Annotated in this window: 21 protein-coding genes; 10 read left to right on the plus strand and 11 right to left on the minus strand. The window is 56.6% G+C overall.

Translation table 11 applies throughout. From position 1 onward, the window contains the following. Window positions 1-3: 3 nt before the first annotated feature. From UB23_RS18085 to UB23_RS18110, 8 genes are all read left to right on the plus strand, one after another. Entirely contained in the window at window positions 4-402 is a 399-nt protein-coding gene (locus UB23_RS18085; RefSeq protein ID WP_045060666.1) for a DUF6950 family protein, read from the plus strand. Further along, entirely contained in the window at window positions 402-7,805 is a 7,404-nt protein-coding gene (locus UB23_RS30830; RefSeq protein WP_045060667.1) for a phage tail protein, read from the plus strand. The genes UB23_RS18085 and UB23_RS30830 overlap by 1 nt, the downstream gene beginning before the upstream one ends. Further along, on the plus strand, window positions 7,802-8,119 hold the full coding sequence (locus tag UB23_RS30330; RefSeq protein WP_082069208.1) for a hypothetical protein: 318 nt from the start codon (window positions 7,802-7,804) through the stop codon (window positions 8,117-8,119). The genes UB23_RS30830 and UB23_RS30330 overlap by 4 nt, the downstream gene beginning before the upstream one ends. Continuing rightward, window positions 8,119-8,802: a hypothetical protein gene (locus UB23_RS28685; RefSeq protein ID WP_082069209.1), complete on the plus strand. Its 684-nt coding sequence runs from the start codon at window positions 8,119-8,121 to the stop codon at window positions 8,800-8,802. The genes UB23_RS30330 and UB23_RS28685 overlap by 1 nt, the downstream gene beginning before the upstream one ends. Before the next feature lie 63 nt (window positions 8,803-8,865). Next, on the plus strand, window positions 8,866-9,345 hold the full coding sequence (locus UB23_RS18095) for a hypothetical protein (protein WP_045060668.1): 480 nt from the start codon (window positions 8,866-8,868) through the stop codon (window positions 9,343-9,345). A 15-nt stretch (window positions 9,346-9,360) separates the two neighbouring features. After that, entirely contained in the window at window positions 9,361-10,002 is a 642-nt protein-coding gene (locus UB23_RS28035; protein WP_052673003.1) for a hypothetical protein, read from the plus strand. Window positions 10,003-10,076: 74 nt separating this feature from the next. Then, on the plus strand, window positions 10,077-10,292 hold the full coding sequence (locus UB23_RS18105) for a hypothetical protein (RefSeq protein ID WP_045060669.1): 216 nt from the start codon (window positions 10,077-10,079) through the stop codon (window positions 10,290-10,292). Between the two features lie 58 nt (window positions 10,293-10,350). Beyond that, the gene (locus tag UB23_RS18110) at window positions 10,351-10,776 is read left to right on the plus strand and encodes a cell wall hydrolase (protein ID WP_045060670.1); all 426 of its coding nucleotides are present in this window, start codon (window positions 10,351-10,353) and stop codon (window positions 10,774-10,776) included. Between the two features lie 483 nt (window positions 10,777-11,259). On the opposite strand, the gene UB23_RS18115 is transcribed toward UB23_RS18110, so the two are convergent. From UB23_RS18115 to UB23_RS18155, 9 genes are all read right to left on the minus strand, one after another. Further along, the gene (locus tag UB23_RS18115; protein WP_045060671.1) at window positions 11,260-11,700 is read right to left on the minus strand and encodes an EamA family transporter; all 441 of its coding nucleotides are present in this window, start codon (window positions 11,698-11,700) and stop codon (window positions 11,260-11,262) included. Between the two features lie 57 nt (window positions 11,701-11,757). Continuing rightward, a complete protein-coding gene (locus tag UB23_RS18120; RefSeq protein WP_045060672.1) occupies window positions 11,758-13,131 on the minus strand; it encodes an ATP-binding protein in 1,374 nt (457 codons plus the stop codon). Continuing rightward, a complete protein-coding gene (locus UB23_RS18125) occupies window positions 13,107-13,772 on the minus strand; it encodes a response regulator (protein WP_045060673.1) in 666 nt (221 codons plus the stop codon). Before UB23_RS18125 ends, UB23_RS18120 begins: the two co-directional genes overlap by 25 nt. Before the next feature lie 100 nt (window positions 13,773-13,872). Continuing rightward, window positions 13,873-14,310 (minus strand): hypothetical protein, encoded by a 438-nt coding sequence (locus UB23_RS18130; protein WP_045060674.1) that lies wholly within the window; start codon window positions 14,308-14,310, stop codon window positions 13,873-13,875. A 28-nt stretch (window positions 14,311-14,338) separates the two neighbouring features. Continuing rightward, window positions 14,339-15,103 (minus strand): COG4705 family protein, encoded by a 765-nt coding sequence (locus tag UB23_RS18135; protein ID WP_045060675.1) that lies wholly within the window; start codon window positions 15,101-15,103, stop codon window positions 14,339-14,341. 99 nt (window positions 15,104-15,202) lie between these two features. Continuing rightward, window positions 15,203-15,889 (minus strand): response regulator transcription factor, encoded by a 687-nt coding sequence (locus UB23_RS18140; RefSeq protein WP_045060676.1) that lies wholly within the window; start codon window positions 15,887-15,889, stop codon window positions 15,203-15,205. A gap of 79 nt (window positions 15,890-15,968) precedes the next feature. After that, window positions 15,969-17,039 carry an ABC transporter ATP-binding protein gene (locus tag UB23_RS18145; protein ID WP_045060677.1) on the minus strand — a complete coding sequence of 357 codons (1,071 nt, stop codon included), beginning with the start codon at window positions 17,037-17,039 and terminating at the stop codon, window positions 15,969-15,971. Then, on the minus strand, window positions 17,036-18,616 hold the full coding sequence (locus tag UB23_RS18150; protein ID WP_045060678.1) for an ABC transporter permease: 1,581 nt from the start codon (window positions 18,614-18,616) through the stop codon (window positions 17,036-17,038). Before UB23_RS18150 ends, UB23_RS18145 begins: the two co-directional genes overlap by 4 nt. Before the next feature lie 21 nt (window positions 18,617-18,637). Continuing rightward, window positions 18,638-19,651: an iron ABC transporter substrate-binding protein gene (locus UB23_RS18155; RefSeq protein ID WP_045060679.1), complete on the minus strand. Its 1,014-nt coding sequence runs from the start codon at window positions 19,649-19,651 to the stop codon at window positions 18,638-18,640. A gap of 340 nt (window positions 19,652-19,991) precedes the next feature. Here UB23_RS18155 and UB23_RS18160 point away from each other — a divergent pair, with 340 nt between their 5' ends. Next, window positions 19,992-21,929: an LTA synthase family protein gene (locus UB23_RS18160; RefSeq protein WP_045060680.1), complete on the plus strand. Its 1,938-nt coding sequence runs from the start codon at window positions 19,992-19,994 to the stop codon at window positions 21,927-21,929. 1,029 nt (window positions 21,930-22,958) lie between these two features. On the opposite strand, the gene UB23_RS29485 is transcribed toward UB23_RS18160, so the two are convergent. Then, the gene (locus tag UB23_RS29485; protein ID WP_149658773.1) at window positions 22,959-23,225 is read right to left on the minus strand and encodes a hypothetical protein; all 267 of its coding nucleotides are present in this window, start codon (window positions 23,223-23,225) and stop codon (window positions 22,959-22,961) included. A 520-nt stretch (window positions 23,226-23,745) separates the two neighbouring features. Between UB23_RS29485 and UB23_RS18170 the strand changes: the two genes are divergently transcribed. Next, window positions 23,746-23,976: a hypothetical protein gene (locus UB23_RS18170; RefSeq protein WP_045060682.1), complete on the plus strand. Its 231-nt coding sequence runs from the start codon at window positions 23,746-23,748 to the stop codon at window positions 23,974-23,976. 538 nt (window positions 23,977-24,514) lie between these two features. Here UB23_RS18170 and UB23_RS18175 read toward each other — a convergent pair. Further along, window positions 24,515-25,528, minus strand: coding sequence for an isocitrate dehydrogenase (locus UB23_RS18175; RefSeq protein ID WP_045060683.1), 1,014 nt, complete (start codon window positions 25,526-25,528; stop codon window positions 24,515-24,517). Between the last annotated feature and the right edge of the window lie 228 nt (window positions 25,529-25,756).

Below are 25,756 nucleotides of genomic sequence, written 5' to 3' on the forward strand. Positions count from 1 at the left end.
GCCATGCGCTATCAGGACTGGACCACGCGTCTGCATGACGTGATCAAGGCTGCCCAAGGGCGGCCTTTTTCGTGGGGCGAATTTGACTGCTGCCTGTTCGCCGCTGATTGCTCGGCCGCCGTTTGTGGTGTCGATCCAGCTGCGCAGTATCGCGGCAAATACACATCGGAGGCGGGCGCCAAGCGGCAGCTGAAAAAGCAGCACGGCAGCCTTGAGGCGGCTTGGGACGCATCCTTTCAGCGGGTGTCTTTAGCCTTCGTTCAGCGTGGCGACGTGGTGCTGTACGACGCCCCGAACGGGCGAAGCATGGCGGTTTTCTGGGCGGGTGACTTCTGGTCCACGACCGATGAAGGCGTTACCCGGGTTGAGTGTGAGCCGTTGGCGGCATGGAGGGTTGAGTAATGAGTGCGGGCGTAAAAAAACTTGCGCAGGTCGTGGTGGGTGCGGTTGTAGGGTTCGCCCAGGGTGGCCCTTGGGGCGCCGCAATCGGTGCGGGCCTGGCGTTCTATGCGGCTGAGCAACAGGAAAAGCTCAACACCAAGTCGCCTTTGCGCGATAACGAGCCTTCGGCGCAAACCGTCCGATCCTCAAAGGCACCAGTGCGTTTTATCCTCGGACGTGTTGCCACGGGTGGCGTGCTCGTGTGGGCCCAGGAACAAACCGGCAACCAGGCGGATGGCGAATGGCTGCACATGGTCTACGTGCTGAGCGAAGGGGATATCGACTCCCTGGAGAATATTTATCTGGGTGAAGAGGAAATCGGTTCGTTCGGCGCATTTGCCAGCTATGAGTTGATCGTCAATCCCACCCAGGTTAACGCGTTCCTCAAAACCAACTGCCCAGGCTGGAAGGACAGTCAGATCGGCCGTGGCCTGTCATTCGTGCGCGTGTCGCTGCGTTACAGCGCGGAAAAGTTTCCCTCCGGCATTCCGGATGCGCGGTTTGTGGTGAAAGGGCGCAACGATATCTTTGACCCGCGCACCGGCGCCACGGGCTACAGCGCGAACACCGCACTCCATATTCTGTGGTACCTGCGCGCACGTTGCGGCGTTCCGGATGACGAGATTGTGTTCTCGACCTTCGCCAGTGCGGCCAACGTGTGCGATGAAACTGTCACCAATGCTGATGGCTCAGTCAGTCAACGTTATCGGACGGCCTGCGTCATTGGCGCAGACGAGCAGCGCACCGGCGTACTACAGAAGCTGGAAGCGGCGTGTGCCGGCAAACTCATTCGCGTGGGCGGTCGCTGGATGCTCCAAGCGGGTGCCTATTACGGCCCGTACGATTTTGAGCTCACCGAAGACATGGTGGTGGGCACGATCACCGGCAGCACCGAGCCAGCCAATGATGCGGCGATCAACGTCGTGCGCGGTACCTTCGTTGATCCTTCGCAATCGTGGACTGAAACTGACTATCCGGAGGTGCGGGTCGATCAGTGGGTCATTGAGGATGGCGGCGAAGCGGCAGAGACGCTGACTTTTTCCTACGTCACCGACCCCTACCAGTGCCAGCGCCTCGCGAACATCGAGCTTCGGCGCCGGCGCGCCGGCGGTACCATCAACATTCCCATGAACCTATCCGGCTACAACTGCCGGCCCGGGCGCGTGATCCGGGTGAATCTGCCGTCGCTCAACATTTTGGGTGAGTTCATCGTCACCAACTGGTCGATGGGCGACAAAGAGGGCTGCAGTGTCTCTGTGGCCCAATACGAGCAGCCTATTTTCAGAGACGCGGTTGGGCAGCCCTACAACCCGATCGGCTTTATCAACCTGCCCGCCGGGGGCCTGGGCTCGCCGACAAACCTCAAATGGGCGCCGGTGGGTTCGGCTGAGGTAACGCAGGGCGTTCTGTCGTGGCTGCCGCCGACCGGCATCGTGAAGGAATACGTGGTCATCGTTCGCCAGGGCGGAATCGCGATTCAGTCGCACAACGTGCCGGCCACCTCCACGTCGTGCGCGATCAACGGTTTGGCTTCCGGCAACTACACGATGAGTGTGGCAGCAGTGGGACCGATGGCCCGATCGGGCGAAACCACTCTGTCAGTCAATGTGAACGGGCCACCGATTCCGGAGGCCTGTGTGGTTCAGTCGTCTATCGACTCGATCACCCTGATTCCGTCCAACACCCTGCGCGGTCTGAACGGTGGGACGTACGAATATTTCTTCAGTACAGTCCCTCAGTCCGATCCGAAGGACGCGGTGTATGTGGGGCAGGGCCTTTCGTTCACTCACACTGGCCTTGGGTTTTTCACCAACTATTACTACTTCGTCCGGTCCTCGAACGCCTACGGCAAAAGTGCGTTTCTGTACGTGCCGGCGTCGACTTCAAACGATGTGGGGGCCTACCTCGATGCGCTGGATGGAAAGCTCACCGAGAGTCAGTTGGGCCAAGCGCTGTTGGATCGAATCGAGCTGATTGATGGTCCGCCGGCATTGCCAGGTTCTGTGAACAATCGCCTTGAAGTCTTGGATGGTCAAATCAGTGAAGTGACTGATTACCTTCAGGAGCGCGTTAACGATGGCCAGCAAGCACTCGCCGAGGCTCAGGCGAACTTCACCGAGGCGCAGGAGACGCTGACCGAAGCTCAAGCCGCGATGCAGCTGCAGCTCAACCAGGTCAGCACTATCGCCAAATCGAGCGAGTATCAAAAGGACAAGGCCTACGGCGTCGGGGCATCCACACGCCTGAACGATCGTCTGTATCAGGCCAAGATCGCGGTACCGGTGGATGCGACCGGGGCGAAGTCGCCGCCTAATGCCACCTATTGGCTGGACGTCGGCCAGGTCGTGACGGATTCCAACGGCCTGGCCACACGGGTCAGCACCGCTGAAAGCAAAATCACCAACATCGAAGGGGTCAACACCAGCCAGGGCACGGCGATCACCGGGCTGAACAACAGTCTGACGACCACCAACGGCAACGTGACCGCGGCGCAGACTGCAGCGAATGCGGCGAACACCCTGGCCGGCGGCAAGGGCAAGGTGATCGTGCAGACCAGCGCACCGGCGGCAGCCGATCAACTGGCGCAGAACCTGTGGATAGACATCACTGGTGGAGCCAACACGCCGAAACGTTGGACGGGTTCGGTCTGGGCGGCAGTAACGGATAAGGTGGCAACCGATGCGGCAGCGGCCGCAGCCAATGCCCTGTCAGTGGCCAACACCAAGGCCGACGCGGCCGCGCTCACCAGCCTGACCACGCGAGTGGAATTTGCAGAGGGAACGATCAGTAGCCAGGGCACGGCGATCACCGGGCTGAACAACAGCCTGACGACCACCAACGGCAACGTGACTGCTGCGCAGACTGCAGCGAACGCGGCGAACACCCTGGCCGGCGGCAAGGGCAAGGTGATCGTGCAGACCAGCGCACCGGCGGCAGCCGATCAACTGGCGCAGAACCTGTGGATAGACATCACTGGTGGAGCCAACACGCCGAAACGTTGGACGGGTTCGGTCTGGGCGGCGGTGACGGACAAGGTGGCAACGGATGCGGCAACGGCGGCAGCCAATGCCCTGTCGGTGGCCAACACCAAGGCCGACGCGGCGGCGCTGACCAGCCTGACCACCCGGGTAACCTCGGCGGAAGGGACGATCAGCAGCCAGGGCACCTCGATCACTGGGCTGAACAACAGCCTGACGACTACCAACACCAACGTGACGGCAGCGCAGACTGCAGCGAACGCGGCGAACACCCTGGCCGGCGGCAAGGGCAAGGTGATCGTGCAAACGGGTGCGCCGGCGGCGGCCGATCAACTGGTGCAAAACCTGTGGATCGACATCACCGGCGGGGCGAACACGCCCAAACGCTGGACGGGTTCGGCCTGGGCGGCGGTGACGGATAAGGTGGCAACCGATGCGGCGGCGGCGGCAGCTAACGCCCTGTCGGTGGCCAGCACCAAGGCCGACGCGGCGGCGCTGACCAGCCTGACCACTCGCGTGGAGTCTACAGAAGGGACGATCAGCAGCCAGGGCACCTCGATCACCGGGCTGAACAACAGCCTGACCACCACCAACGGCAACGTGACCGCTGCGCAAAACGCAGCGAACGCGGCGAACACCCTGGCCGGAGGTAAGGGCAAGGTGCTCGTGCAGACTGCTGCGCCGGCGGTGGCGGATCAACTGGTACAAAACCTGTGGATCGATATCACCGGCAGTGCTAACACGCCAAAACGCTGGAATAGCTCGGCCTGGGTCGCCGTGACGGACAAGGTGGCAACCGATGCGGCAGCGGCGGCGGCCAACGCCCTGTCGGTGGCCAACACCAAGGCCGACGCGGCGGCGCTGACCAGCCTGACCACCCGGGTGACCTCGGCGGAAGGGACGATCAGCAGCCAGGGCACCTCGATCACCGGGCTGAACAACAGCCTGACGACCACCAACGGCAACGTGACCGCTGCGCAAAACGCGGCGAACGCGGCGAACACCCTGGCCGGTGGTAAGGGCAAGGTGATCGTGCAGGCCGCTGCGCCGGCGGCCGCCGACCAGCTGGCGCAAAACCTGTGGATCGATATCACCGGCGGCGCGAACACGCCCAAACGCTGGACGGGCTCGGCCTGGGCCGCGGTGACGGACAAGGTGGCAACCGATGCGGCATCGGCGGCAGCTAATGCTTTGTCGGTGGCCAACACCAAGGCCGACGCGGCCGCGCTGACGGCGTTGAATTCGCGAGTGACCAGCGCCGAAGGCGTGATCACCTCACAAAGCGACAGCCTGACGCAGCTCAACAACAGCCTGACGCGCTTCGGTGATAACTCGCCGACGAGCGTCTATCAGAGCTTGTTTAATGGTCTGGCGGTGGATACCTGGGCAAAAACTCAGGCGGCTGCGGCGGCCACTGATTCGCTGTCGAACGTGGAAGGCAACATCAGTGGTGCCACGCTCACTATCGACATTCCGGCGAACGCGAACTGGTGGGGTGCGACCAACAAAAAGGTCCGCTTTGATCCGACTCGTTTGTACAAGCTGGCAGTGCGAGTGCAGCAAGTGTCTGTGCGCGCAGGTACACCGCCGCAGTTTTATGCGGGCCTCGATTGCTTCGCTGATGATGGTGTGACCCGGGTGAACACCAACGGGGCCAACTCGCCAAGCTCTTCGCATTACCTGTTGGCGAACGCAAAGACCTTGGTCGTGGGTGAATGGACCGAGCTGGTCACGTATGTGAAAGGGCACACCACCGGCGCGGGCGGTTCGGGGCCGGGCACTATTGCCAGTCCTAAGCCCCTCAAGGCGGGATCACGCTACATCTCGCCCATGTTGATTGCGGGATACAACAACATGGGGGGCGTGGTCGCGCTGGACTATTTCACTATCGACGACGTGACCGATCAGGTGCAGATCGATGCAACTTCGGCCGCACTGTCGTCGCTGGATTCCACGGTGACCCAGCAAGGCGCAACGCTCAGCAGCCAGGGCACCTCGATCACGGGGCTGAACAACAGCCTGACGGCCACCAACACCAACGTGACGGCGGCGCAGACTGCAGCGAACGCGGCGAACACCCTGGCCGGTGGCAAAGGCAAGGTGATCGTGCAGACCGGTGCGCCGGCGGTGGCCGATCAGCAGGTGCAAAACCTGTGGATCGACATCACCGGTGGCGCGAACACACCGAAACGCTGGACGGGTTCGGCCTGGGCTGCGGTGACGGACAAGGTGGCAACGGATGCGGCAACGGCGGCAGCCAATGCCCTGTCGGTGGCCAACACCAAGGCCGACGCGGCGGCGCTGACCAGCCTGACCACCCGGGTAACCTCGGCGGAAGGGACGATCAGCAGCCAGGGCACCTCGATCACCGGGCTGAACAACAGCCTGACCGCCACCAACACCAACGTGACGGCCGCGCAGACTGCGGCGAATGCGGCGAACACCCTGGCCGGTGGCAAGGGCAAGGTGATCGTGCAAGCCGGCACACCGGCGGCAGCCGATCAACTGGTGCAAAACCTGTGGATCGACATCACCGGCGGCGCGAACACGCCGAAGCGTTGGACGGGTTCGGCTTGGGCGGCGGTGACGGACAAGGTGGCAACCGATGCGGCGACGGCGGCAGCCAACGCCCTTTCGGTGGCTAACACCAAAGCCGACGCAGCAGCGGTCACGGCCTTGAATTCACGGGTGACCAGCGCCGAAGGCACAATCACTTCCCAAAGTGACAGCCTGACGCAGCTCAACAACAGCCTGTCGTCGTTGCAAGGTGATGTGGCGGGGCTGGGCTTGGACCCAGCACCCAATGCGCTTTGGCAGTTCGATACCGGCGTGGAGGGTTGGACTAATGGAGGGTCCACTGTTGCCTGGGCGGATGGCCAGGTAACGATCAGCTCGACAGGTACTGACCCAACGTTCTCCAGCCCATCCGGGTTGGGGATCAGCGGCTCGCTGTATACCAAGGTTCGGGCGCGGATCACGCGAATCGCCGGTGCGGGTTGGGATGGCAAGGTGTTTTATGCCACGCCATCGCACGCTGTGGGGTCGGGTTACTACAAAACCTTGCCAAACCCAATGTTGGCCAATGGGCAAAGCGCGGTGCTGGAATGGGACATGGCTGCGCTCTCCGTGGGCGGCTCGGATTGGGTCAACTCCACTATCTCGCAGATCCGCCTCGATATTGGCGGCGGATCTGCGGCAGACGTGTTCGCAGTCGACTGGGTGGTTGTCGGTCGAGCAGGTCCGGGGGCCAGCAGCGCGGCGCTGTCGTCGATTGATTCGAAGGTCACTCAGCAAGGCGCCACCCTGACCAGTCAGGGCACCAGCCTGACGTCGCTGAGCAATAGCCTGACGACTACCAACGGCAACGTGACTGCTGCGCAAAACGCGGCAAACGCGGCGAACACCCTGGCCGGTGGCAAGGGCAAGGTGATCGTGCAAACGGGTGCGCCGGCGGCAGCCGATCAACTGGTGCAAAACCTGTGGATCGACATCACCGGCGGCGCGAACACGCCGAAGCGTTGGACGGGTTCGGCGTGGGCAGCGGTGACGGACAAGGTGGCTGCTGATGCAGCAGCTGCAGCAGCCAGCGCCTTGACCGTGGCCAACACCAAGGCAGACGCCTCGGCGGTCAGCAGCTTGACCACGCGCGTGACCAGCACCGAACAACAGATCACGGCCCAGGCTACCAAGCTGGACGGGATCTATGTCCAGGTAAACCCGACACTCGCTGGGGAAAGTTCAGGCTACGCGGGTTCGACCGGAAGCTTTGTCGGGGTGTGGTCCGAGCAATCAGCCAGGATTGAGGACGGCATTCTGTCCGCCAATCGCATCGATACGGTCGAGGCGACCGCCAACATTGCCGTGGATTTAGGTCAGCAGAACAGCACCGCCGTACAGCAGGTTAGTGCAGTCGTTCAGCAGGTCAGTCAGGCGCAGATTGCGGCGGACGGAAAGGCGTCGGCCATGTGGTCGGTCAAGATGCAGGTAAACGCCCAAGGGCAGTATGTAGCTGCAGGTATTGGGCTTGGGATTGAAAACGGACCTGCTGGATTGCAAAGCAAGTTCTTGGTGAGTGCTGACACGTTCGCGATAGTTAACGGAATAAACGGCACGCTGTCATCGCCGTTTGCCGTTACCGGCGGACAAGTGTTTATGCGCTCTGCCTTTATCCAAGACCTTTCTTTATCGTTCGGCAAGATCGCAGACAACATCCAATCCGATAATTACGTGGCAAACAGCACGGGCTGGAAACTGAGCAAGGCCGGTGGCATAGAACTCAACTCGACGGTGGCTGGCCAGGGACGAGTTCAAGTAACTAATCGGGCGGTAAAGGTTTGGGACGCGAACGGCGTTCTTCGAGTACAGCTGGGAGATCTATCGGCATGAGCTTTGGACTACGAACATGGGGTGATGATGGTGCGGTACAAATTGACGAGAATTCCTTTACGGTTCGGTTGGTGTTATCGACTCTGGTGACATTCACCACTGTAAAGGGAAATCAAGATTTCTCTGTGCCGGGTTGCAACCCAGGTAATTCAATTGCGTTTGTCGTTCCTAGTGGTCCCGTCTCAAATGATCAGCGACAGTTTGAGACGGAAATGCTTGAAGGGGTGGCTCGCGTTTACAACTACACGCGGACTTTCGACGCCAGCTCGACGAAAGGCGGAACTATGCGTTTGTTTGTCGTGAGGTTTCGCTAATGAGTTTCGGTTTGAGTTTTTCCAATAATGACGATGTGGTTGTTTTGGATTCAGAGTATTCAAGGCTTTGCATTATTTACTCTGGACGTTATGCACCAAACTATGGGCCTGGAAATTTCCAATCGCTAATTACGTTTCCCAGTCCGATCACAAGCGCAGAGCAACCATTGGTGTTTCTGCGCCCGGACACTGTAAATGGCATTGTTAAAATGGGCACCGCTGCGTACGTGCTGGGAAGTCCTGGGAACTGGACCGGCTTTTTGACCAGCATGTATGACCAAGTGGGGTTTTATCCGAATGGTCGATATGTGGTTGCTTCGTTTGGTGCTCAGGCGAGAGCTAGTTTTGGCCTGCGCCTGTTCTCGTCTGCTGGGTTGCCGATTTTTGATTCAGGCACACCTAATCTTCTATTTACGCGAGCATTTCAAAATTGGAGCTATGTTACTTATTCTCGTCTCCCGCAAGGAGAGTATGTTAACTATTACACTGTGCCATTTGATTTTCCAGAGAATGAATATTTATTGGGCAACTCATTTATGATGAGGATGAATAACGCGGACAATCTTGGTCGGTCAGTACATACGTGGTGGGATTTTCAGAATAAAATTCTGTATGCTGTAACGATAGCGCTTGTTAATCCCTACGCGTTTTGGTTGCCAGCGATGTTCGCAAAAATAAATTGATAAGCAATTTAAGTATAACGTTGTGCTTTGCAGATTCTTTACTACTAATTCAAGGGAGGCATAATGGCTAAGCAGACAATATTATTAGGCGCTGCGCCTACTGGCGTTGGCGGTGATACGCCACGCACCGCGTTCACAAAGGCTCAGCAGAATTTTGATGAGCTGTACGCCCGCGATGCACAGCTAGGCTCGGCAGCAAATGCAAACATAGGTACAGCGCTTGGTAATGTGATGGCGGTTGGGGCTTTCGGGATTGGTTCAGCCGCACCAGCTATTTCCACAACAATGAATGAATTTGTTACTCAGTGTAAGATTGTAACGCCATCCACTCAGTATGTGTCGAATCTACCTGGTTTAAGTTACGGGACGAGGTTAGACCTCGCGTATCCGGGATCGACGCTGGGCAGTCAAATTATGATGGGGATCTCGCCAGGAAACATTATTGGTTTCAGGTCGGGCGACTACGCGACTGCAGCGTTTAATATTATTTATCACACAGGCAATACAACCCGAGCTGCTGACGGCACATTAAAGGCCATCTAATTGAGGAATTATTAAATGACCACTCGCGCCGCATTAAATATTTTAGGATTTGACGGAAGTGTCATTGATGTAACTTCCCTTGGTGTCTCCACGATAACCACAGAACACCCATCAACAGGGAAATATTTGGTCTTCGGAACACTCGGTATGGCCCCGCCTCCTTTGGGCTGGGGATACGTCGTAAACCAGATGGATAACAACGCGAGCGTTGCTATCAGTTACGCCGACCAAGTGTTGACCGTTGATATTGCGGTGGATGGCCAGCCGGCGAACCTACAGCACAGCATCACGTTACATGTTGAGGTTGAGGAAATTGTTGTTATTCCACCCGTTGTCGAACCTGTGGTTGTTGATCCGGTGGCCAGCGCCGCCGCAGAGCTTGTCGCACGCAGCAGCAGCGCTGCAGTTTTTATAGCCCGGATTCTGGATCGAGTAGAAACGCTCAGCTACGGCATCGAGGCCGGCGAGGCGAGCGAAGAGGACGAGGCCGAACAAGCCGCGCTGCAGCTCAGCCTTAAAGCGTGGAAGGGCTACAAGTTCGCCTTGGGCAAGGTCGCCACACAGTCCACTTGGCCTGCTGCACCTCTCTGGCCACTTGAACCCGTCATGCCTGGCATCCCGGCCGATCCCGAGGCCATGGCTTCCGATACCCAGTAACACCCCTGCAATACCCATCACCCGCCATCGAGCGGGTTTATTTTTACCCAAATTTTGAAAACCGGAGATTCCCCATGTCCTTTATCGTTATCAACACCAGCAATAACTTCGATCCAATTCACCAGATGGAATTCGCGACCGTCGACGAGGCAGATGCCCATGCGCGGGAAATTGTGACAACGCAACCTCAGGCAGTCGTTCGCACGGCTCAACTGATCAACACCTACACCGCGAAGGTAACCGTCACTTCGAAGCCGGTGCAGATCGTTCCGGATTCGCCTGCCAGCTGACAGGAGCACGTGATTCGCGCCCGCCCCGTGCGGGCTTTTTTTCGTCTGGAGGAAAGTTATGACTGCAACTGAGAACGATCGCGACATCCTGGCTCGAACACTGTGGGGCGAGGCACGCGGCGAAAGTCTCGCTGGACAAATTGCTGTGGCGTGGACCATCCGAAACCGCGTCAACGATGGCAAAGCCAAGTCGTGGTGGGGGGAGGGCTACGCTGGGGTTTGCCAGAAACCGTACCAGTTCAGCTGCTGGAACAAAAACGACCCCAATTATGCGTACCTGAGCGGCGCGAAGCCGATCCCGTTCCGCGAGTTGGCTCAGGCAAGGATCGCTGCTGACCAGGTCATCGCGGGCAAGGTGCCAGACCCCACCGGCGGGTCGACTCACTACTACGCAACCACAATGACGAAACCGCCGGCTTGGGCGAAGGGTGCCAAGCAAACCCTGAAGCTCGGCCAACACATCTTTTTCAAAGATGTGCCCTGAGGCCAAAGTCTCAGCACGCTCGACCTAAGAGCACGGTACTCAGAAACCATCTGGTCTAACGTAAAGCCCGCAATCAAGCGTGTCAGCGCGTGGCTTTCCGGCGCCGATTCTTGATCGACAAAAGCGCCAAGACCGTGAGACTTATCGATCTGCTGTAGCTCGGTTTGAGACGAACGCATATCGAGCGCCACCGCCCGCAGGATATTCTTGGCATGATTTCTCAGACCTTTCGAATCCATCGTCGGCATCTCAGTGTCGACCGACCTAGCAAACGACTACCAAGCTTGCAAAATAAGCTCAAGGTTGTCGGAGATTAAGTCTGGAAGTCTCATGGCGATCCTATTGGCGTTCGTTGGCTATGAGAGAGAGCAAAACGAGGAATAAATTAATCAATGGAGACAGCGTAGTTGCAGATTCCAGCCTTGATGTTCCACCACCGGCGCCATGGCAATCACTCCACCAATACTGAAGCACCGCTACCGGCTATCGACGCCATGCAAGCATTACCACACCGACGGTTATCAAGCTGATGCCAATCCATTGGCGAACATCGAGCTTTTCTCCCAGTAGTGTCACTCCCAGTATGGAGACAAGTACAACGCTGAGTTTGTCTACCGGGGCAACCAGGGATGCTTGTCCGAGCTGCAGAGCGCGGTAGTAACATACCCACGAGGCCCCAGTCGCCAAGCCAGACAGGACCAGGAACACATAGCTGCGCGCCGATATCGTGCCAAGGGCCTGGTATTGTCCGGTCGCGTACACGATCAGCGCCAAGCTGAGTAAAACCACTACGGTGCGTATCAGGGTGGCGAAGTCAGAGTTGATTCCAACAATGCCAATCTTGCCAAAAATAGCCGTCATTGCAGCGAACAGTGCTGACAGCATTGCCCAGAATACCCACGATGAAAATAACGACGTGCCCATTGAAGAAAGCCTGAAGGTGAAGTGGTCGTAGTGTCCCGCGCTCCCAGGGAGTGCAACTCAGCCCTGCGCAGGGTCCGCAGAATTCGCTTTTTGCAAGCGTATCGAAACACACAAACCGCTATTCTGCGTTTCGTCCGAGAAACCTAGCTGAACGGATATTCCGGTGCGCTCCGCTATCGCCTTGACGATCGACAGGCCCAGCCCCGAACCTGCTTCATCGGTTCCCAAACTGCGGTAAAACGGATCGAACACTCGCTTGCGCACATCTACCGGGATCCCCGGGCCCGAATCTTTTACCTGCAAGATTGTAGTCTCTTGTACCCGATCAACCGAAAGGTCAATCCGTCCTCCCGGGGGGGTATAGCGGATCGCGTTCTCCACCAGATTTTTAACCAGAACCAACAAGTCCATTTCGTTGATGATGACCTGTACATCTTCGATACTTTCCACGCCGATATCGATGTGTTTACGTTCTGCCAACGGCAGTAAATCCTCTAGCACTCGTCGGTAGACCGCATGGACTGAAATGGCAGACTGTAGCCGCTCAGTATTTGATTGCGCGGCTGCAAGAGTCAGCAACTGATGGATCAGATTTCTGCTGCGCTCTATTCCCCGGGATAGCGGTAGCAGGCGCTGACGAGCAGGTTCCGGCATCTGCGTGGCAGCCAGCCGTTCGGCTTGCAGGGACAGGGCGGCCATGGGCGAACGCAGTTCGTGTGCAGCGTCTGCAATGAAGCGTCGCTGGTTTTCCCTGGACAACGCAACACGTGCAAGCAAGCGATTGATGGCAATGACGAAAGGACGGATCTCGGTCGGTAAATGGCGCTCATCCACTGGGTAGAGGGCCTGGTCATCGCGTTGATCGATTTCAGCCGAGAGGGTGGCTATGGGCCGGAACAGTTTGCGCACCAGATCGCCGACCACCAGCAGTAACACGGGGAATAGGATGAGAAAAGGTAGCGAACTACGCCAGGCGCTCTCGCGAGCCTCTTTATTGCGCGAATCGGTTTCTTGGGCGACCACGATACGGTCACCGCGGGCTGTGGTTCTGACCAATACACGAAAATCTTCGCCCGCGACATTCTGAGTCGACAGGCCATCGGCGAGAGTTGTGGGGAAAGGTAATGGCATCAAACTATCATCGTGGCCGATGGCTTGGCTGCCGTCAGCCAGATACTGCACGATGACCCTGGATTCCTCGTTGTCGCCATCAACTTCCTGAGCCGCAGAATAGTGCAAGGTCATCTGCTGCCGATCAAACAGGACGGCCACCTGACGCAAGGTATCGTCCTGCATTTCGTGAGCTTCATTGATCGCTGAAACGAACGCAAAAATCCCAGCCATCAATGCAACGATGAGGATGGCCAGAGACAGCGTCATGGACAAGCGCAATTGAACCGAATCGCTCAACCGTTTTTTAAAACCATCCATCCCAGACCTCTGACGTTCTTGATTACATGGCTGCCCAGCTTGCGTCGCAAGGCGTGAATCAGGAATTCCACCGCGTTGCTTTCTACCTCGTTGCCCCAGCCATAAAGGCGGTCTTCGAGTTCACTGCGCGAGAGAATTGCGCCAGGGCGGATCATCAGTGCCTGCAGCAAGGCGAATTCGCGACTGGAAAGCTGCATTGCGGGACTGCCTTCCACGGTGGCTTCTTTGGAAATCAGGTCCAGCGTCACCACGCCGTTGTCCAGCAGGGACAGGGCATTGCCACCCTTACGGCGCAATACTGCGCGTGTCCGGGCCAGAAGTTCCGCCATGGCGAAGGGTTTGAGCAGGTAGTCATCGGCGCCGCCGTCGAGCCCTCGCAGGCGATCACCCAGGCCATCCCTCGCGCTTATGATCAGCAGTGGCACTGCGTTGTTACGCGCGCGGATGCTGTCGAGTACATCCAACCCATCTTTGCCGGGCAATCCGAGGTCCAGCAGCACCAGGTCATAGTGTTGGGTGTCCAATGTTGCAAGCGCGGTGAGACCGTCATTCACCCAGTCAGTGGCATAACTCGCATCGTTCAGCGCGCCTTGGACTGCATCTCCGATCATCGGGTCGTCTTCGACCAGCAAAATCCGCATTACCCGCTCCCGAAAAAAACGCGACGGCTTTGGTCGTCGCGCTTGTATTGAAGCACTTGCTCAAGCGTTTGTCCGACGCCATGTCAGCGCTGCATCGAACTCATGCCTGGCTTTTCATTGAATCGAATGCGCTCAGCAGTTCCTTCATTCGGGCCTTGCATTCGCTCTGCTGCGGATCTTTGGCGCGCAAGGCATCGAGTGCGTGGTCGATCGCCTTGTCCACCACATGCCAGTCGCCTGCCGCACGGGGTTTGATCCCTGCTTCGGCGGAGTCCCAGGCGGTCTCCAGAGATTTGATCCGAGCTCTGGCGCCCGTCAGGTCATTTTCATCCACGAGGGTGGAAACGTCGGTTGCAATAGTGCGGAACTCGGAAAGGTCGCCCAGTTTGGAGCCCGATTGAGGTTGTGAAGTGACCGGGCCTGACGATGCGCCCGTATTGGGTTTGTCTGCGGGCTTCGAGCAACCGGCGGCAATGCCGAGCAAAAAGATGGACGCAACGATGGCTATGTGACGAATGATGGTCTGAATCTGGCCCATGACGGTTCCTTGAGTGGCTTCGGGATGTTTACTGAATGGCGGCTTTACGGTTGACGACGCTGATTTGCGCTACGGCAACCAGCATGACAATCACGCACAGGAAGATCGCGCTGGTCCAGGTGGCACCCATTCCGAGGCCCCCATAGGTCTTGGCCTGGGTCAGCAGGTCGCCGAGGGAGGCGCCAAATGGACGAGTAAGGATGTAGGCGATCCAGAACGTCAGTACGCTGCTGCAGCCCATGCGCCAGGCCATCAAGGCGGTGGCGATCAGGACAGCGAAAATCACGGCGCCGAGGGTAAATCCCAGGCCCAGCGCTTCGGTAGCCAGGTCACCGGCAGCAGTGCCAAGGGCAAAGGTGCAGAGCACTGTCGCCCAGTAGAACAACTCCCGTCGCGGGGTGACAATTTCGCGTATCGACAGGCTGTGTTCCACCCGGTACCAGACCAGGAAGTTGATAGCCAGCAAGATGGAAAATACGGCCGTGCTGGCGTATAGGCTCACGTCCAATATATCGGTCAGAATGTCGGTGATCTGGGTGCCGACGATGCTCACCAGTACCACCGTCAGCCAATAGATCCAGGGCGTGAAGGCCCTGGTGCGCATTTGCCAGAACAGTGCGACTGCCAGCAACACTCCCATACCGATGCTGGTCGCTCCCACGCCGAAACCGGCATCGACGGTTAGAAAATCGGCACCTGTTTCCCCCACGGTCGTGGACAGGATCTTGATCATCCAGAATGACAGGGTCACCTGCGGAACCTTGTTGAGCCAGCCCGCTGTTGCGGATTTCATCTGCCGATACCCTCTGCTGAGCAGCGCGGAATTTGCGCACAACAGAAGTTACCTGGTGAAACTTAGATGAGCCTGAGGAGATGCGGGTCGCCTTGAGGACTATTGATGCGTATTGTTCAAAGCGCACAGCTTGTACCCGATCCCATGCACAGTCTGCAGCAGTGGTTCGTCGAAGACCTTATCCAGAGCCCGTCTCAACATGTGAATGTGACTGCGAAGGCTGTCGCTGTTGGTGCGATGTCCTCCCCAGATGATGTCTTCCAGTTCGGTCCGTTTGACAACGTGCGGGCTTCTGCGCATGAGCGTTTCCAACAGCTTCATGCAGGTAGGGTTCAGCTTGATGGTTGTTCCGGCGCGGGAAATCTGCATGGTATCCAGATCGAACAGCAGATCGGCGACAACAATGGTCCGATTAACCTTGCCAACGCGCCGCGTTACTATTGTTTCGATTCTCGCAAGGATTTCGGACATGGCAAAAGGCTTGGTTACATAGTCATCCGCTCCTACTTTGAAACCGAGCAAACGATCTTCCAGTTGATCACGCGCACTTAACATTATGATCGCAATGTCAGTTTTTGAGTTCTGACGCAGGCTTCTGCAAATCTGATTACCATCGATGCCCGGAAGCATGACATCCAGAACAATCGCATCGAAGTTTTTCGAAGCGGCCAGATGAAGCCCGCTGAGTCCATCAAGCGCTCCTTCGACGTCATGCCCCTTGAGCGCGAAGAACTCCATCAGGTTGTCATGAATGTCGTGATTGTCCTCAATAATCAAAATGTTCATGGCATAGCCTTCAGGCGATTAATAAAGTTAGACAAACCAGGCGGTTGATACATCATGTCGGTAAGCCCGCGTATCGAGATCATGACCGGCTCAGGACATGCGCATGTCCTTTGGCCGAGACATGTACCACACTGCCGGCGGGCGGTGCGTACAGGCCCGTACTGCGCACCATCAGGGATCGACCTGGCAGGTCGCCCTCACCCGATGCCTGAAGCTCTACCGTCAGGGTGCAGGAATTGCCGCTGAAGTCGCGCTCGGTCACAACGGCGCGACATCCATTGGCCCCGCCGGGGGTGGAGTGGGCGTCAACCAGATGCAGTTGTTCGGGGCGCAGCATAATCCTCGCTGAACTGTTGTTCCGGTGGTTGTTGACCAGTACCCGGCCCAAGTCACAATGCGCCCAGCCCGCCTCGATTCTGGCGGGCATGACCACGGCTTCGCCGAGAAACAGTGCGGTGTGTTCATCTTCGGGGTAGCGGTACAGATCTTGCGGATCGCCAGACTGCACCAGCCGGCCCTGGCGCATTACCGCCAGCTGGTCGGCGAACGACAATGCCTCGCTCTGGTCATGGGTGACCAGGATGGTAGTGACGCCAGCGTCGGCCAGCAGCCGCCCGACCAATTTGCGCATGGTAGCCCGCAGGCCGGTATCGAGGGCGGAAAACGGCTCGTCCAGCAACATCAGCCGTGGTTGCTGTGCCAAGGCTCGCGCCAGTGCCACGCGCTGTTGCTGACCCCCCGAGAGCTCATGGGGCCAACGGTTGGTCATGTTCGCATCCAGCGCCACGCTGTCCATCAATTCGGCAATTCGCTCGTGTTTTTCTGCGCGCGTACCCGAGAGCCCGAACCCGATGTTGGCGGCCACCGTCATGTGCGGGAACAGCGCCCCGTCCTGGGGTACATAGCCAATCAAGCGCTGATGCGCAGGCACTTCATGGGTCTCGTCGACGAGTGTTTGGCCATTGAATGACAAACGGCCAGTGTCGGGCAATTCGAAGCCGGCGATCATCCGAAGCAGGGTGGTCTTGCCGGAGCCGGACGGACCGACGATCACCGTTCGACTGCCCATCGGCACCGACAGATTGATGCTCTGCAGCGCTTGATGGGCGCCATACGACTTGGAAATGCAATGGATTTCAAGAGCGTTCATCGACCAGCCGTTCGTTTGGATTGGTAATAAAGAAGCCCGGTTAACGGAAGCGATAGCAGGATCATCAACAAGGCGTAGGGCGCTGCGGAGGCGTAGTCGATCTCACTGGTGAGAGCCCAGAATCCGGTGGCCAGGGTGCGGGTTCCGTTTGGGGCGAGTAACAAGGTGGCGGTCAGCTCGTTGGTGATTGCCAAAAACACTAGTGCGGCGCCCGCGGCAGCACCCGGTGCGGCCAGTCGCAAGGTGGTCAGCCACAGCGCTCGGCCGGGAGAGCGGCCGAGGCTGCGGGCGATGTTTTCCAGCTCGACCGGTGCTTGTGCAATGCCGGCTCGCAGACTCACCAGCGCGCGGGGCAAAAACATCAGTAGATAGGCGAGCAACACGGTGATTGCCGTCTGGTAAACGGGCCGGGCGAAATGAATGGTAACGGTCACCAGCGCCAGGGCCACGACTATCCCTGGCAACGAACTGGTGATGTAGTTGCAGCCTTCCAGAATGCGTTGCAACCGGCCCGGAGAGCGCGTCGACAGCCAGGCAATCGGGATGGCAGCGCAGGTGGTGAGGACGGCGCCCGCGACACCCAACATCACGGTCTGCTGCAGTGCCGGCAGTAGATCCGCCATCTGCCAGACTTGCGTGCCGCCAGCGATCAGCCAATCACCCAAGGTGAGCAGTGGCACGCCTAGGGCCAGCGCGCAGGTGGCAACCAGCAACGTCAGCGCGAAGAGGCTGGCTTTGGGTTTCAGGTGCACCACCCGCTGCTCGCGCGCGCTGCCCGCCCCGACCCGTGCATAACGCGCCGTGCCGCGAGCGGCGGATTCGGAGGTCAACATCACCAGGCAACACAGCGCGAGCACACTGGCCAGCATGTTGGCGGCAGGTCCGTTGAAGGTGGACTTGAATTGATCGAAAATTGCCGTGGTGAAAGTGTCGAAGCGGATCATCGCGTACAAACCATATTCGGCCAACAGGTGCAGGCCCACTAACAAGGCGCCGCCGCAGATGGCCAGGCGCAGCTGTGGAAGCACCACGCGGAAAAATGTCGCCCTGGGTTTAAGACCGAGCGATTCGGCAACGTCTTCGATGGCCGGATCGAGTCGACGAAGCGTTGCGGCAACCGGCAAGTACAGGAACGGGAAGTAGGCGATCACAGAAACCAGCACTGCCCCAGGCAGCCCGTGAATCGGCGGGACCAGGCTGACCCACGCATAGCTGTGTACGAAGGCAGGCACAGCCAGCGGTGCAGTCGCCAATAATGACCACCCGCGTCGTCCGGGCAAATCGGTGCGCTCGGTGAGCCAGGCCAGTGCCACACCGAGTGTGACGCACAAGGGAATCGTGATCACCACCAGCAGCACAGTGTTGATCAACAACTCGCCAACGCGCGGCCTGAACATCAGCGGTACGAGTGTTGCCCATCCGGTTTGAAACGATACTGCAACGATGAAGCCAATCGGCAGTAACGCCAACAGCGATACCAGTACCGCCAGGCTGACCACCCAACCGTTCCAGCGCCCGGGGAAGAGTCCCCGTGAGCGCCGGCGCAAATTTGGCGATACCGCCGTTGGGAGAGCCATCGATAGCTCTTCAGGTTTCAATTAAAGCAGTCCTGCCTGAGTCATCAGTTCCACAGCTTTTTTGCTGTTGAGTTTCGACGCGTCGACGGTCGGTGCGTCGAGCTGCTGCAGGGGCACCAGTTTCGGGTTGGATTCGGCATTTGTTCCGACCGCGTATTCAAACGACTTACCGGTCTTGAGCACCTCTTGACCGTCTTTACCAGTAATCCATTGCAGGAACGCCTGGGCTTGTTCCTGATGTTTACTGGAGGCTAATACGCCGCCACCCGAGACGCTGACAAATGCGCCCGGATCCTTGTGTTTGAAGTAGTGCAGGGCGGTGTTCTTACTGTTTTCGCCGGTCTTGGCCTGATCGCCGAAGCTGTAATAGTGATAGATCACGCCGCTGTCGATTTGCCCGGCGTTGACCGCTTTGAGCACCGCACTGTTGCCACGGTAAGCCGTAGAGTTCGTTTTCATCGCTTTGAGCCACTCCAAGGTGGCGGCTTCGCCTTTGATTTCCAGCACAGCGGCGACAATGGCCTGGAAGTCCGCACCGGCCGGCGAGGTGGCCCAGCGACCTTTCCATTTCGGATCGGCAAGCTCCATCAGGGATTCTGGCAATTGGGCTTGCGCCAGTTTGCTCGGGTTGTAGACAAACACGGTAGATCGCGCCGCGATCCCCACCCATTTGCCATGCGCCGGCCGGTACGTTGCGCCGACCTGCTCCAGGGTAGCCGGAGCTACCGGGGCGAACAGCCCCGCGTTGTCTACCAGGACCATGGCCGGGGAGTTCTCGGTCAGGAACACATCAGCTGGCGACGCCACGCCTTCCTGCACCAGCTGGTTGCTCATTTCGGTATCGTCACCATTGCGCACCGTGACTTTGATCCCTTTTTCCTTGGTGAAACCGTCAATCCAAGCTTTGGTCAGGCTTTCGTGTTGCGCATTGTAGACCACAATGCCATCAGTCTCTGCCGCTTGAACTTGACCAATGCCCACCAGCGCGGTGGCCAGCAAAGCAGTTTTGAGGAATGAGGGAATAGGGGAAATCATGCTGTTGCAGCTCCTGGCTCTTTTTAGAATTCACGCGGAGGACTCGCTGGCATTCAACGCGAATCATTTGCATGTTTGGAAGTGCGGAGAATGTAGGGAGCAAAATGAGAAAAAAACGTCAAAAAAACGGTTATAAATCACTCTTTCTTTCCATCAGCTTTGATTTGTAACCTTTCGCTGCTTTTAACGAAATTTTTCTGATTTTCAGTATAGAGTCATCGCCCCTCCAAATGAGTGGCGGCTCTCTGCATCCGAAGACATGAATGTCCTCATGCACTGACTTGTCAGCCAATAGCCACAACAAATTTCAACAAGGAGGGATTACAACAAGGAGTTTCTCATGCGGTTACCTGCTTCAGCCCCTCTGCGTTTCCTGCTATTGATCACCAGCCTGTGGCTAGTGATTTTTTCTCTCACCCGCCTGGTGTTGCTCGTCACTCATCTTTCAGAAGCGGGTACCGCATTCGCGTCGATCTTTGGTATCGGCCTTTTATACGACCTGAGCTTTTTGCTATATGCAGCCTTGCCCATGAGCCTGTATGTGTTGCTTTGCCCGCCGTCGTTATGGCGTTCACGAGCGCACTCGTGGTTTTTGCAGGGGCTGCTGACGCTCAGCGTCTTTGCCATGTTGTTTACTTCGGTGGCAGAATTTCTGTTCTGGGACGAGTTCGGCGTACGCTTCAATTTTATCGCCGTGGACTATCTGGTGTACTCCGACGAGGTGCTGAACAACATCCTGGAGTCCTACCCCATCGGCAAATTACTTGGCGGCCTGGCGGTAATCGCGGTTGTCATCTGTATGGCTCTGCACAAACCTCTACAACGGGTGATTGCTGCCCCGTTGCCTTCCTGGCGCCAACGCTTGCTTAGTATTTCAGCAATACTGGCTTTGAGTGCTGTTGTACTGTTGGCCGTTGACCAGGACACCCCGCGGGGGAAAGGCGGCAATGCTTATCAACATGAACTCGCCAGTAATGGCCCGTACCAGTTTTTCGCCGCATTTCGCAATAACGAACTAGACTACGCTCAGTTTTACGGCACGTTGCCTGACAGTGAAGTTGGCCAGCACATTCGTAAGGAATTGGCGGAAGACAATGTTCAGTTCATCGGTAGAGATTCGCTGAATGTTCGCCGTACCGTGAGCCAGGGCGAAAAGCCCCAGCCCCATAACATTATTCTGGTGACTATCGAAAGCTTCAGCGCCAAGTACATGGGCAGCAACGGCAACCCCGGAAAACTGACGCCCAACCTCGACCAGCTGCGCAAAGAGAGCCTGTACTTCAACAACTTTTATGCAACTGGCACCAGAACAGACCGCGGCCTGGAAGCCATTACGTTGTCTATCCCTCCTACGCCGGGGCGCTCGATCGTCAAGCGGGTAGGGCGTGAAAGCGGTTTCGCCAGCCTGGGCCAACAGCTCAATCACGTCGGCTACGACAGCGTGTTCGTGTACGGCGGCCGTGGTTACTTCGACAATATGAATGCGTTCTTCGGCGGCAATGGTTATCGGGTTGTCGATCAGTCTAGTATTGATGAAGCTGATATCCATTTCAAAAATGCCTGGGGTATGGCTGATGAAGACCTCTACCAGCAGACGCTGAAGCTGGCAGACGAAAACTTCGCCAACAGCAAACCTTTCTTGCTGCAATTGATGACCACCTCCAATCATCGTCCCTACACTTACCCTGAAGGCAAGATCGATATTCCATCCGGTGATGGGCGCGACGGCGCGGTGAAATACACTGACTATGCAATTGGCCAGTTTCTTCAAGCCGCGCGAAAAAAGCCTTGGTTCGACGACACCATTTTCGTCTTTGTCGCGGACCACACCGCTGGCAGCGCGGGCAAGGAAGATTTGCCGATTCGTAACTACCAGATCCCCCTGTTTATTTATGCGCCAAAGCTTGTTCCTGCTCGTGAAGACGGCCAGCTGGCGAGCCAGATCGACCTGGCTCCTACTCTGCTCGGCCTATTGAACCTAAGCTACGAATCGACTTTTTTCGGTCGTGATTTGCTTCAACCTTCCACCTTGCCGCCCCGCGTACTGGTAGGTAACTACCAGCATCTAGGTCTGTTTGATGGTAAAGACCTGGCGATTCTTAGCCCGCGGGCAACGTTACGTCGACACGATGACGCGCTGGGTGCCAGTCAAGAGGTGACTGTTCAACTCGAAGACCCACTCATCGTGCGTGCGGTCACTTATTATCAGGTCGCGAGTTATGGTTTCACCCACGGCTTGTTGAACTGGTCCAATAGTGAAAACACCCCGAAACATTAGCCCTGCTCGTTGTCACGCCCCGCGCTTGTCTATAGACGTGGGGTATTGACGTGGGAAACGGGTGCTAGATTTGCTTAGCTGTGTTTACAGACCCGAGCGGTATCGACCTGAATCGTAGTCTCTCAATCGCTTGCTACTAAAATTCGGCGATAAGTCGGCGACCGACATGCGTGAAGTGAGAAATATATCTTGTGAGAGGTGTGGCGCCGCCCCAAAACAGCAGGGTAATGCGCCCTGAAAATTGGAGGTGCGGACGTCAACAAAATTCCCGCCAGCTGCAGGTGAGCTTGCGCAAAACCTCCGCTGCAGGCCACGGGTTACCGTTTGCATAAGCACAAAAAAGCTGATGTTTTGCCACCCTAGAAACGGGACTTATCCGTTTTAAATCAATAAGTTAGGCGGGTACAGTCCCCAGCATGGGGTGCTAGGGGTAGAGTGTTCGAATCACTCCGTCCCGACCATATAATTCAAAGGGTTGCGAGATTTTATCTCGCGACCCTTTTTTATTTTTGATTGTTTTTACCCCCACAAAACCACTGGCTCTAGGTGGAAACTTCACGATATCCATACAGCTTTACACCCCAGCATCTGATGGCTTTCTCGGCCCCAGTGCGCTGGCCGAGGCGATGGTGGCGGCTGGGCAATGGATCGACAGTCAGCTGCATTAGAGCGATACCGATCGTCATTCCCAAACCACATGATGATGCTCGTATCAGCCCTGCAGGTTTGCGGTTATCCATGGGGCAAGCTGCCAGGCGCCAAAGCTGGCGTGTGAGACATGGGCAGCTTTTCTATATGCACAGAAACTGACCCGATGCCGCTGCTCGACGGCCGGGCGGAGGACAGCTTCTTCGCGCTTCGCGCAGATTATGAGCGCTCCATGGGAGTTCCATTGTTGGTGATCAATGGCCACGGGCTTGATTCGAGAGAATATTTAAAGTACGCCCCTGCAAGTAATCAGCGTTAAGCGTCTTTAAGCAGTTAATGCCCTACACTGATAGTTATTTTTAACATTATGTAGGAAACCCTCTACTCAGTTTTTAGTGTTGATACAAATGTAGCCAGCAAAGGATCTTTTTCAGCATTTTGCTTGTGCCTGCCGATGAAAATCCACTCGTCCTCTGTCCAAAGAATTCGTGTTGTTTTAGGTGCTTTGCAGTCAAAAACAACCTGATAGATTTTTGTTTCTCGCTGCTGGACGACGACGCATTGCTCAAGGCAAACCAACAATCGCTGCCCGGGCTCTAGTGTCGGCACATTGAGCGGGACACACATTTTAATTTCTGTTTTTCGCATGATGACTTTCGTCCTTAAAATTCAGAAACCGTACGCGGTAAATCAAAAGCAAAGGCGATCCGTTGTGGCGAGGGACTCATCTCATGTCTTTTAAAATGACGTCCTATGTGCACTTGAAGGTGCAATCATCACGGTGAAGTAAGTCACTATGAACCCGTACAGGCAATTACCTCCAGGGTGTGGAGCTGATAGCTCATTGCTGATCGTGAGAGCTTTTTGGGTTCGGCTATGTCCTCGATCTGGCCGTCAGAGCTTTATCACTTGACGCTTACCCGCAAGGTTGTGGGCTTTCAAAGACAAAGAATTGGGTGGCAGCGCTCAGGCCGGCGTACCTCATAGAGATCGGTGGTTTTGTTCATGACTAGCCTCCGGGGGTTCATATGTGCATAATATTATCATACGGTGATAATAGAAAGGCAATCTGCTCGACCTTGCCTCAGGCGGGAGCGACGGCTTTGCTCAACTGCCGGGAGGCAAATCACGCATGAGAACAGAAAGATGTGAGCGCTTGGAGAGCTGCATGAAACGTGAGGACGTAAAAATCAAACACGCTGAAGGCATTCAGTTTGACACCCATTTAATTGCCAATCCGGCCAACACCCAGGAGTGGATCGCATTCTTTAAAAAGGAAGCAGGAAGAAGCTTTTTCCTGGTCAATGACAATGAAGAAATTGAACCCTTCCGACACCTTGATGATTTGATTCATGAGCTGCGTGAAATCGGTATCAAGGTGGCTGAAATTCATTTTTGAATTTTTTTTCTTGGAGTGTCGTCATGTCTGTCAGGGTCGAACATCTGTCTAGTCAGAGTGAAGATCTATGGTCCGTGTGTGTAGGTGTCCGGCGAATTCAGTTCCGCAATGAGCAGGGTGCAAAGGACTATGCGGCAAAGCTGAAAGAGCGTATAGAAGCTCCACATATATACCCGTATGCAGTGCCGGCAACCGGCGACAGAAACTGCAGTAAGTAATTAAATGTGTTGCCCTTGTTTTATTATAAAGATTGAAACATAAAAAAAATAACAAGATTCCCTGCTTGAGGGTGGTGCAAGACTCGACGAGTTATAAGTTCCAATCAGAGGAGCACCAGGAGGTTTTTTAATCGGGTTGCCTGTCTTCCTGTTGCGAAGGGGCGCCAGTGATTCGTGGGTAATTTTGCCTGTAGTCGGTGCTGATGGGTAAAGACCTACCCCTCTTGGGCATTTTGATTTCTCTTCAATCAAAGAGGGGCGGTAGGCGTAGCGCAGGATATAAAAACGCCAGCTCTGACTGAGCTGGCGATTACGTCTATCTAGTCACGCAAGTAGGCCACCAAGGCGTCAGCGAAGGACTCAGTCGTTCCGGTTCCCCCCATATCCGGTGTCACCTGATCGCAGGCGGTTTTCAAAACAACGCGGATAGCGGTACGAATGCGTGTCCCCTTGTCCACCATGCCCATATAATCAAGCATGTCCGCGGCAGCCAACAACAATGCACAAGGGTTTGCGATATTCTTGCCAGCGATGTCCGGTGCCGAACCGTGGACCGCTTCGAAGATGGCCGCATCGGCGCCGATGTTAGACCCGGGCGCCAAGCCCAATCCACCCACCAGGCCTGCGCACAAGTCTGAAAGGATGTCACCAAACAGGTTGGTGGTGACAATGACATCGAATTGATGGGGGTTCATTACCAACTGCATACAGGCGTTGTCGACGATCATTTCGTGGAATTCGATTTCCGGATAATCCGCAGCGACCTCGCGCGCAACCTCAAGAAACAAACCGGAGCAAGACTTTATGATGTTGGCCTTGTGCACCGCGGTAACTTTCTTGCGGCCTTTGCTACGAGCCAGCTCGAACGCGTATCGCACGATGCGTTCGGAGGCGGTGCGTGTTACGCGGATGCTCGCCAAAGCGACTTCGCCGTCTTCTGAAATACTCTGTCCTTCGGGTAAGTAAGCCCCCTCGGTATTTTCGCGCACTGTGATGATGTCGATATCTTCGAAGCGCGAACGGGTTCCCGGGAAACTGATCGCTGGTCGAACATTGGCGTAGAGATCGAAATGGCGGCGAAGGTGAACGTTGATCGATGAGAACCCACGGCCAATCGGTGTCGTCAGAGGGCCTTTAAGTGCGATGCCATGTTTGGCGATCGTATCGATAGAGGCGGGTGGCATCAGCTGTCCATGTTGCTGCAACGCCTCCAGGCCGGCCTCAACGAAGTCGTAGCGAAGATTGCAGTCAAGGGCGTCGAGTACGCGTAGCGTCGCTTGCATGATCTCGGGGCCGATGCCGTCGCCCTTGATGATTGCGATTGTTCTGCTCATGGTCTCTTCCTTAACAGAGCTTTGTCAGCCTGCTGTATTGATTGGGTCATTGAGACTGGTGTCACGAGTCTGCTGATAGGCATTGACTGTCTGACGGCTTTCACCGCGCCAGTGTGCTGTGTTTCATCCTCCGCGCCGTGACTGCGCAGGTCATCGCGGATCAAATGACGGTCATCCTGAGACGGATGTCAGATCTCGCGCCGCACAGAACTACTCGAGGATGCTGCT

Source organism: Pseudomonas sp. ES3-33, assembly GCF_000952175.1.
GTDB classification, from domain to species: domain Bacteria; phylum Pseudomonadota; class Gammaproteobacteria; order Pseudomonadales; family Pseudomonadaceae; genus Aquipseudomonas; species Aquipseudomonas gregormendelii.

What these genes read in the sequence shown, in the direction of transcription:
- UB23_RS30330 (WP_082069208.1), top strand. Translation starts at nt 7,802, where the DNA reads ATGAGCTTTGGACTACGAACATGGGGTGATGATGGTGCGGTACAAATT.
- UB23_RS18145 (WP_045060677.1), bottom strand. Translation starts at nt 17,039, where the DNA reads ATGAACGCTCTTGAAATCCATTGCATTTCCAAGTCGTATGGCGCCCAT.
- UB23_RS18175 (WP_045060683.1), bottom strand. Translation starts at nt 25,528, where the DNA reads ATGAGCAGAACAATCGCAATCATCAAGGGCGACGGCATCGGCCCCGAG.
- UB23_RS18170 (WP_045060682.1), top strand. Translation starts at nt 23,746, where the DNA reads ATGAAACGTGAGGACGTAAAAATCAAACACGCTGAAGGCATTCAGTTT.
- UB23_RS18135 (WP_045060675.1), bottom strand. Translation starts at nt 15,103, where the DNA reads ATGAAATCCGCAACAGCGGGCTGGCTCAACAAGGTTCCGCAGGTGACC.
- UB23_RS18110 (WP_045060670.1), top strand. Translation starts at nt 10,351, where the DNA reads ATGACTGCAACTGAGAACGATCGCGACATCCTGGCTCGAACACTGTGG.
- UB23_RS30830 (WP_045060667.1), top strand. Translation starts at nt 402, where the DNA reads ATGAGTGCGGGCGTAAAAAAACTTGCGCAGGTCGTGGTGGGTGCGGTT.
- UB23_RS18150 (WP_045060678.1), bottom strand. Translation starts at nt 18,616, where the DNA reads ATGGCTCTCCCAACGGCGGTATCGCCAAATTTGCGCCGGCGCTCACGG.
- UB23_RS18095 (WP_045060668.1), top strand. Translation starts at nt 8,866, where the DNA reads ATGGCTAAGCAGACAATATTATTAGGCGCTGCGCCTACTGGCGTTGGC.
- UB23_RS18115 (WP_045060671.1), bottom strand. Translation starts at nt 11,700, where the DNA reads ATGGGCACGTCGTTATTTTCATCGTGGGTATTCTGGGCAATGCTGTCA.
- UB23_RS29485 (WP_149658773.1), bottom strand. Translation starts at nt 23,225, where the DNA reads ATGCGAAAAACAGAAATTAAAATGTGTGTCCCGCTCAATGTGCCGACA.
- UB23_RS28685 (WP_082069209.1), top strand. Translation starts at nt 8,119, where the DNA reads ATGAGTTTCGGTTTGAGTTTTTCCAATAATGACGATGTGGTTGTTTTG.
- UB23_RS18130 (WP_045060674.1), bottom strand. Translation starts at nt 14,310, where the DNA reads ATGGGCCAGATTCAGACCATCATTCGTCACATAGCCATCGTTGCGTCC.
- UB23_RS18155 (WP_045060679.1), bottom strand. Translation starts at nt 19,651, where the DNA reads ATGATTTCCCCTATTCCCTCATTCCTCAAAACTGCTTTGCTGGCCACC.
- UB23_RS18125 (WP_045060673.1), bottom strand. Translation starts at nt 13,772, where the DNA reads ATGCGGATTTTGCTGGTCGAAGACGACCCGATGATCGGAGATGCAGTC.
- UB23_RS18160 (WP_045060680.1), top strand. Translation starts at nt 19,992, where the DNA reads ATGCGGTTACCTGCTTCAGCCCCTCTGCGTTTCCTGCTATTGATCACC.
- UB23_RS18105 (WP_045060669.1), top strand. Translation starts at nt 10,077, where the DNA reads ATGTCCTTTATCGTTATCAACACCAGCAATAACTTCGATCCAATTCAC.
- UB23_RS28035 (WP_052673003.1), top strand. Translation starts at nt 9,361, where the DNA reads ATGACCACTCGCGCCGCATTAAATATTTTAGGATTTGACGGAAGTGTC.
- UB23_RS18085 (WP_045060666.1), top strand. Translation starts at nt 4, where the DNA reads ATGCGCTATCAGGACTGGACCACGCGTCTGCATGACGTGATCAAGGCT.
- UB23_RS18120 (WP_045060672.1), bottom strand. Translation starts at nt 13,131, where the DNA reads ATGGATGGTTTTAAAAAACGGTTGAGCGATTCGGTTCAATTGCGCTTG.
- UB23_RS18140 (WP_045060676.1), bottom strand. Translation starts at nt 15,889, where the DNA reads ATGAACATTTTGATTATTGAGGACAATCACGACATTCATGACAACCTG.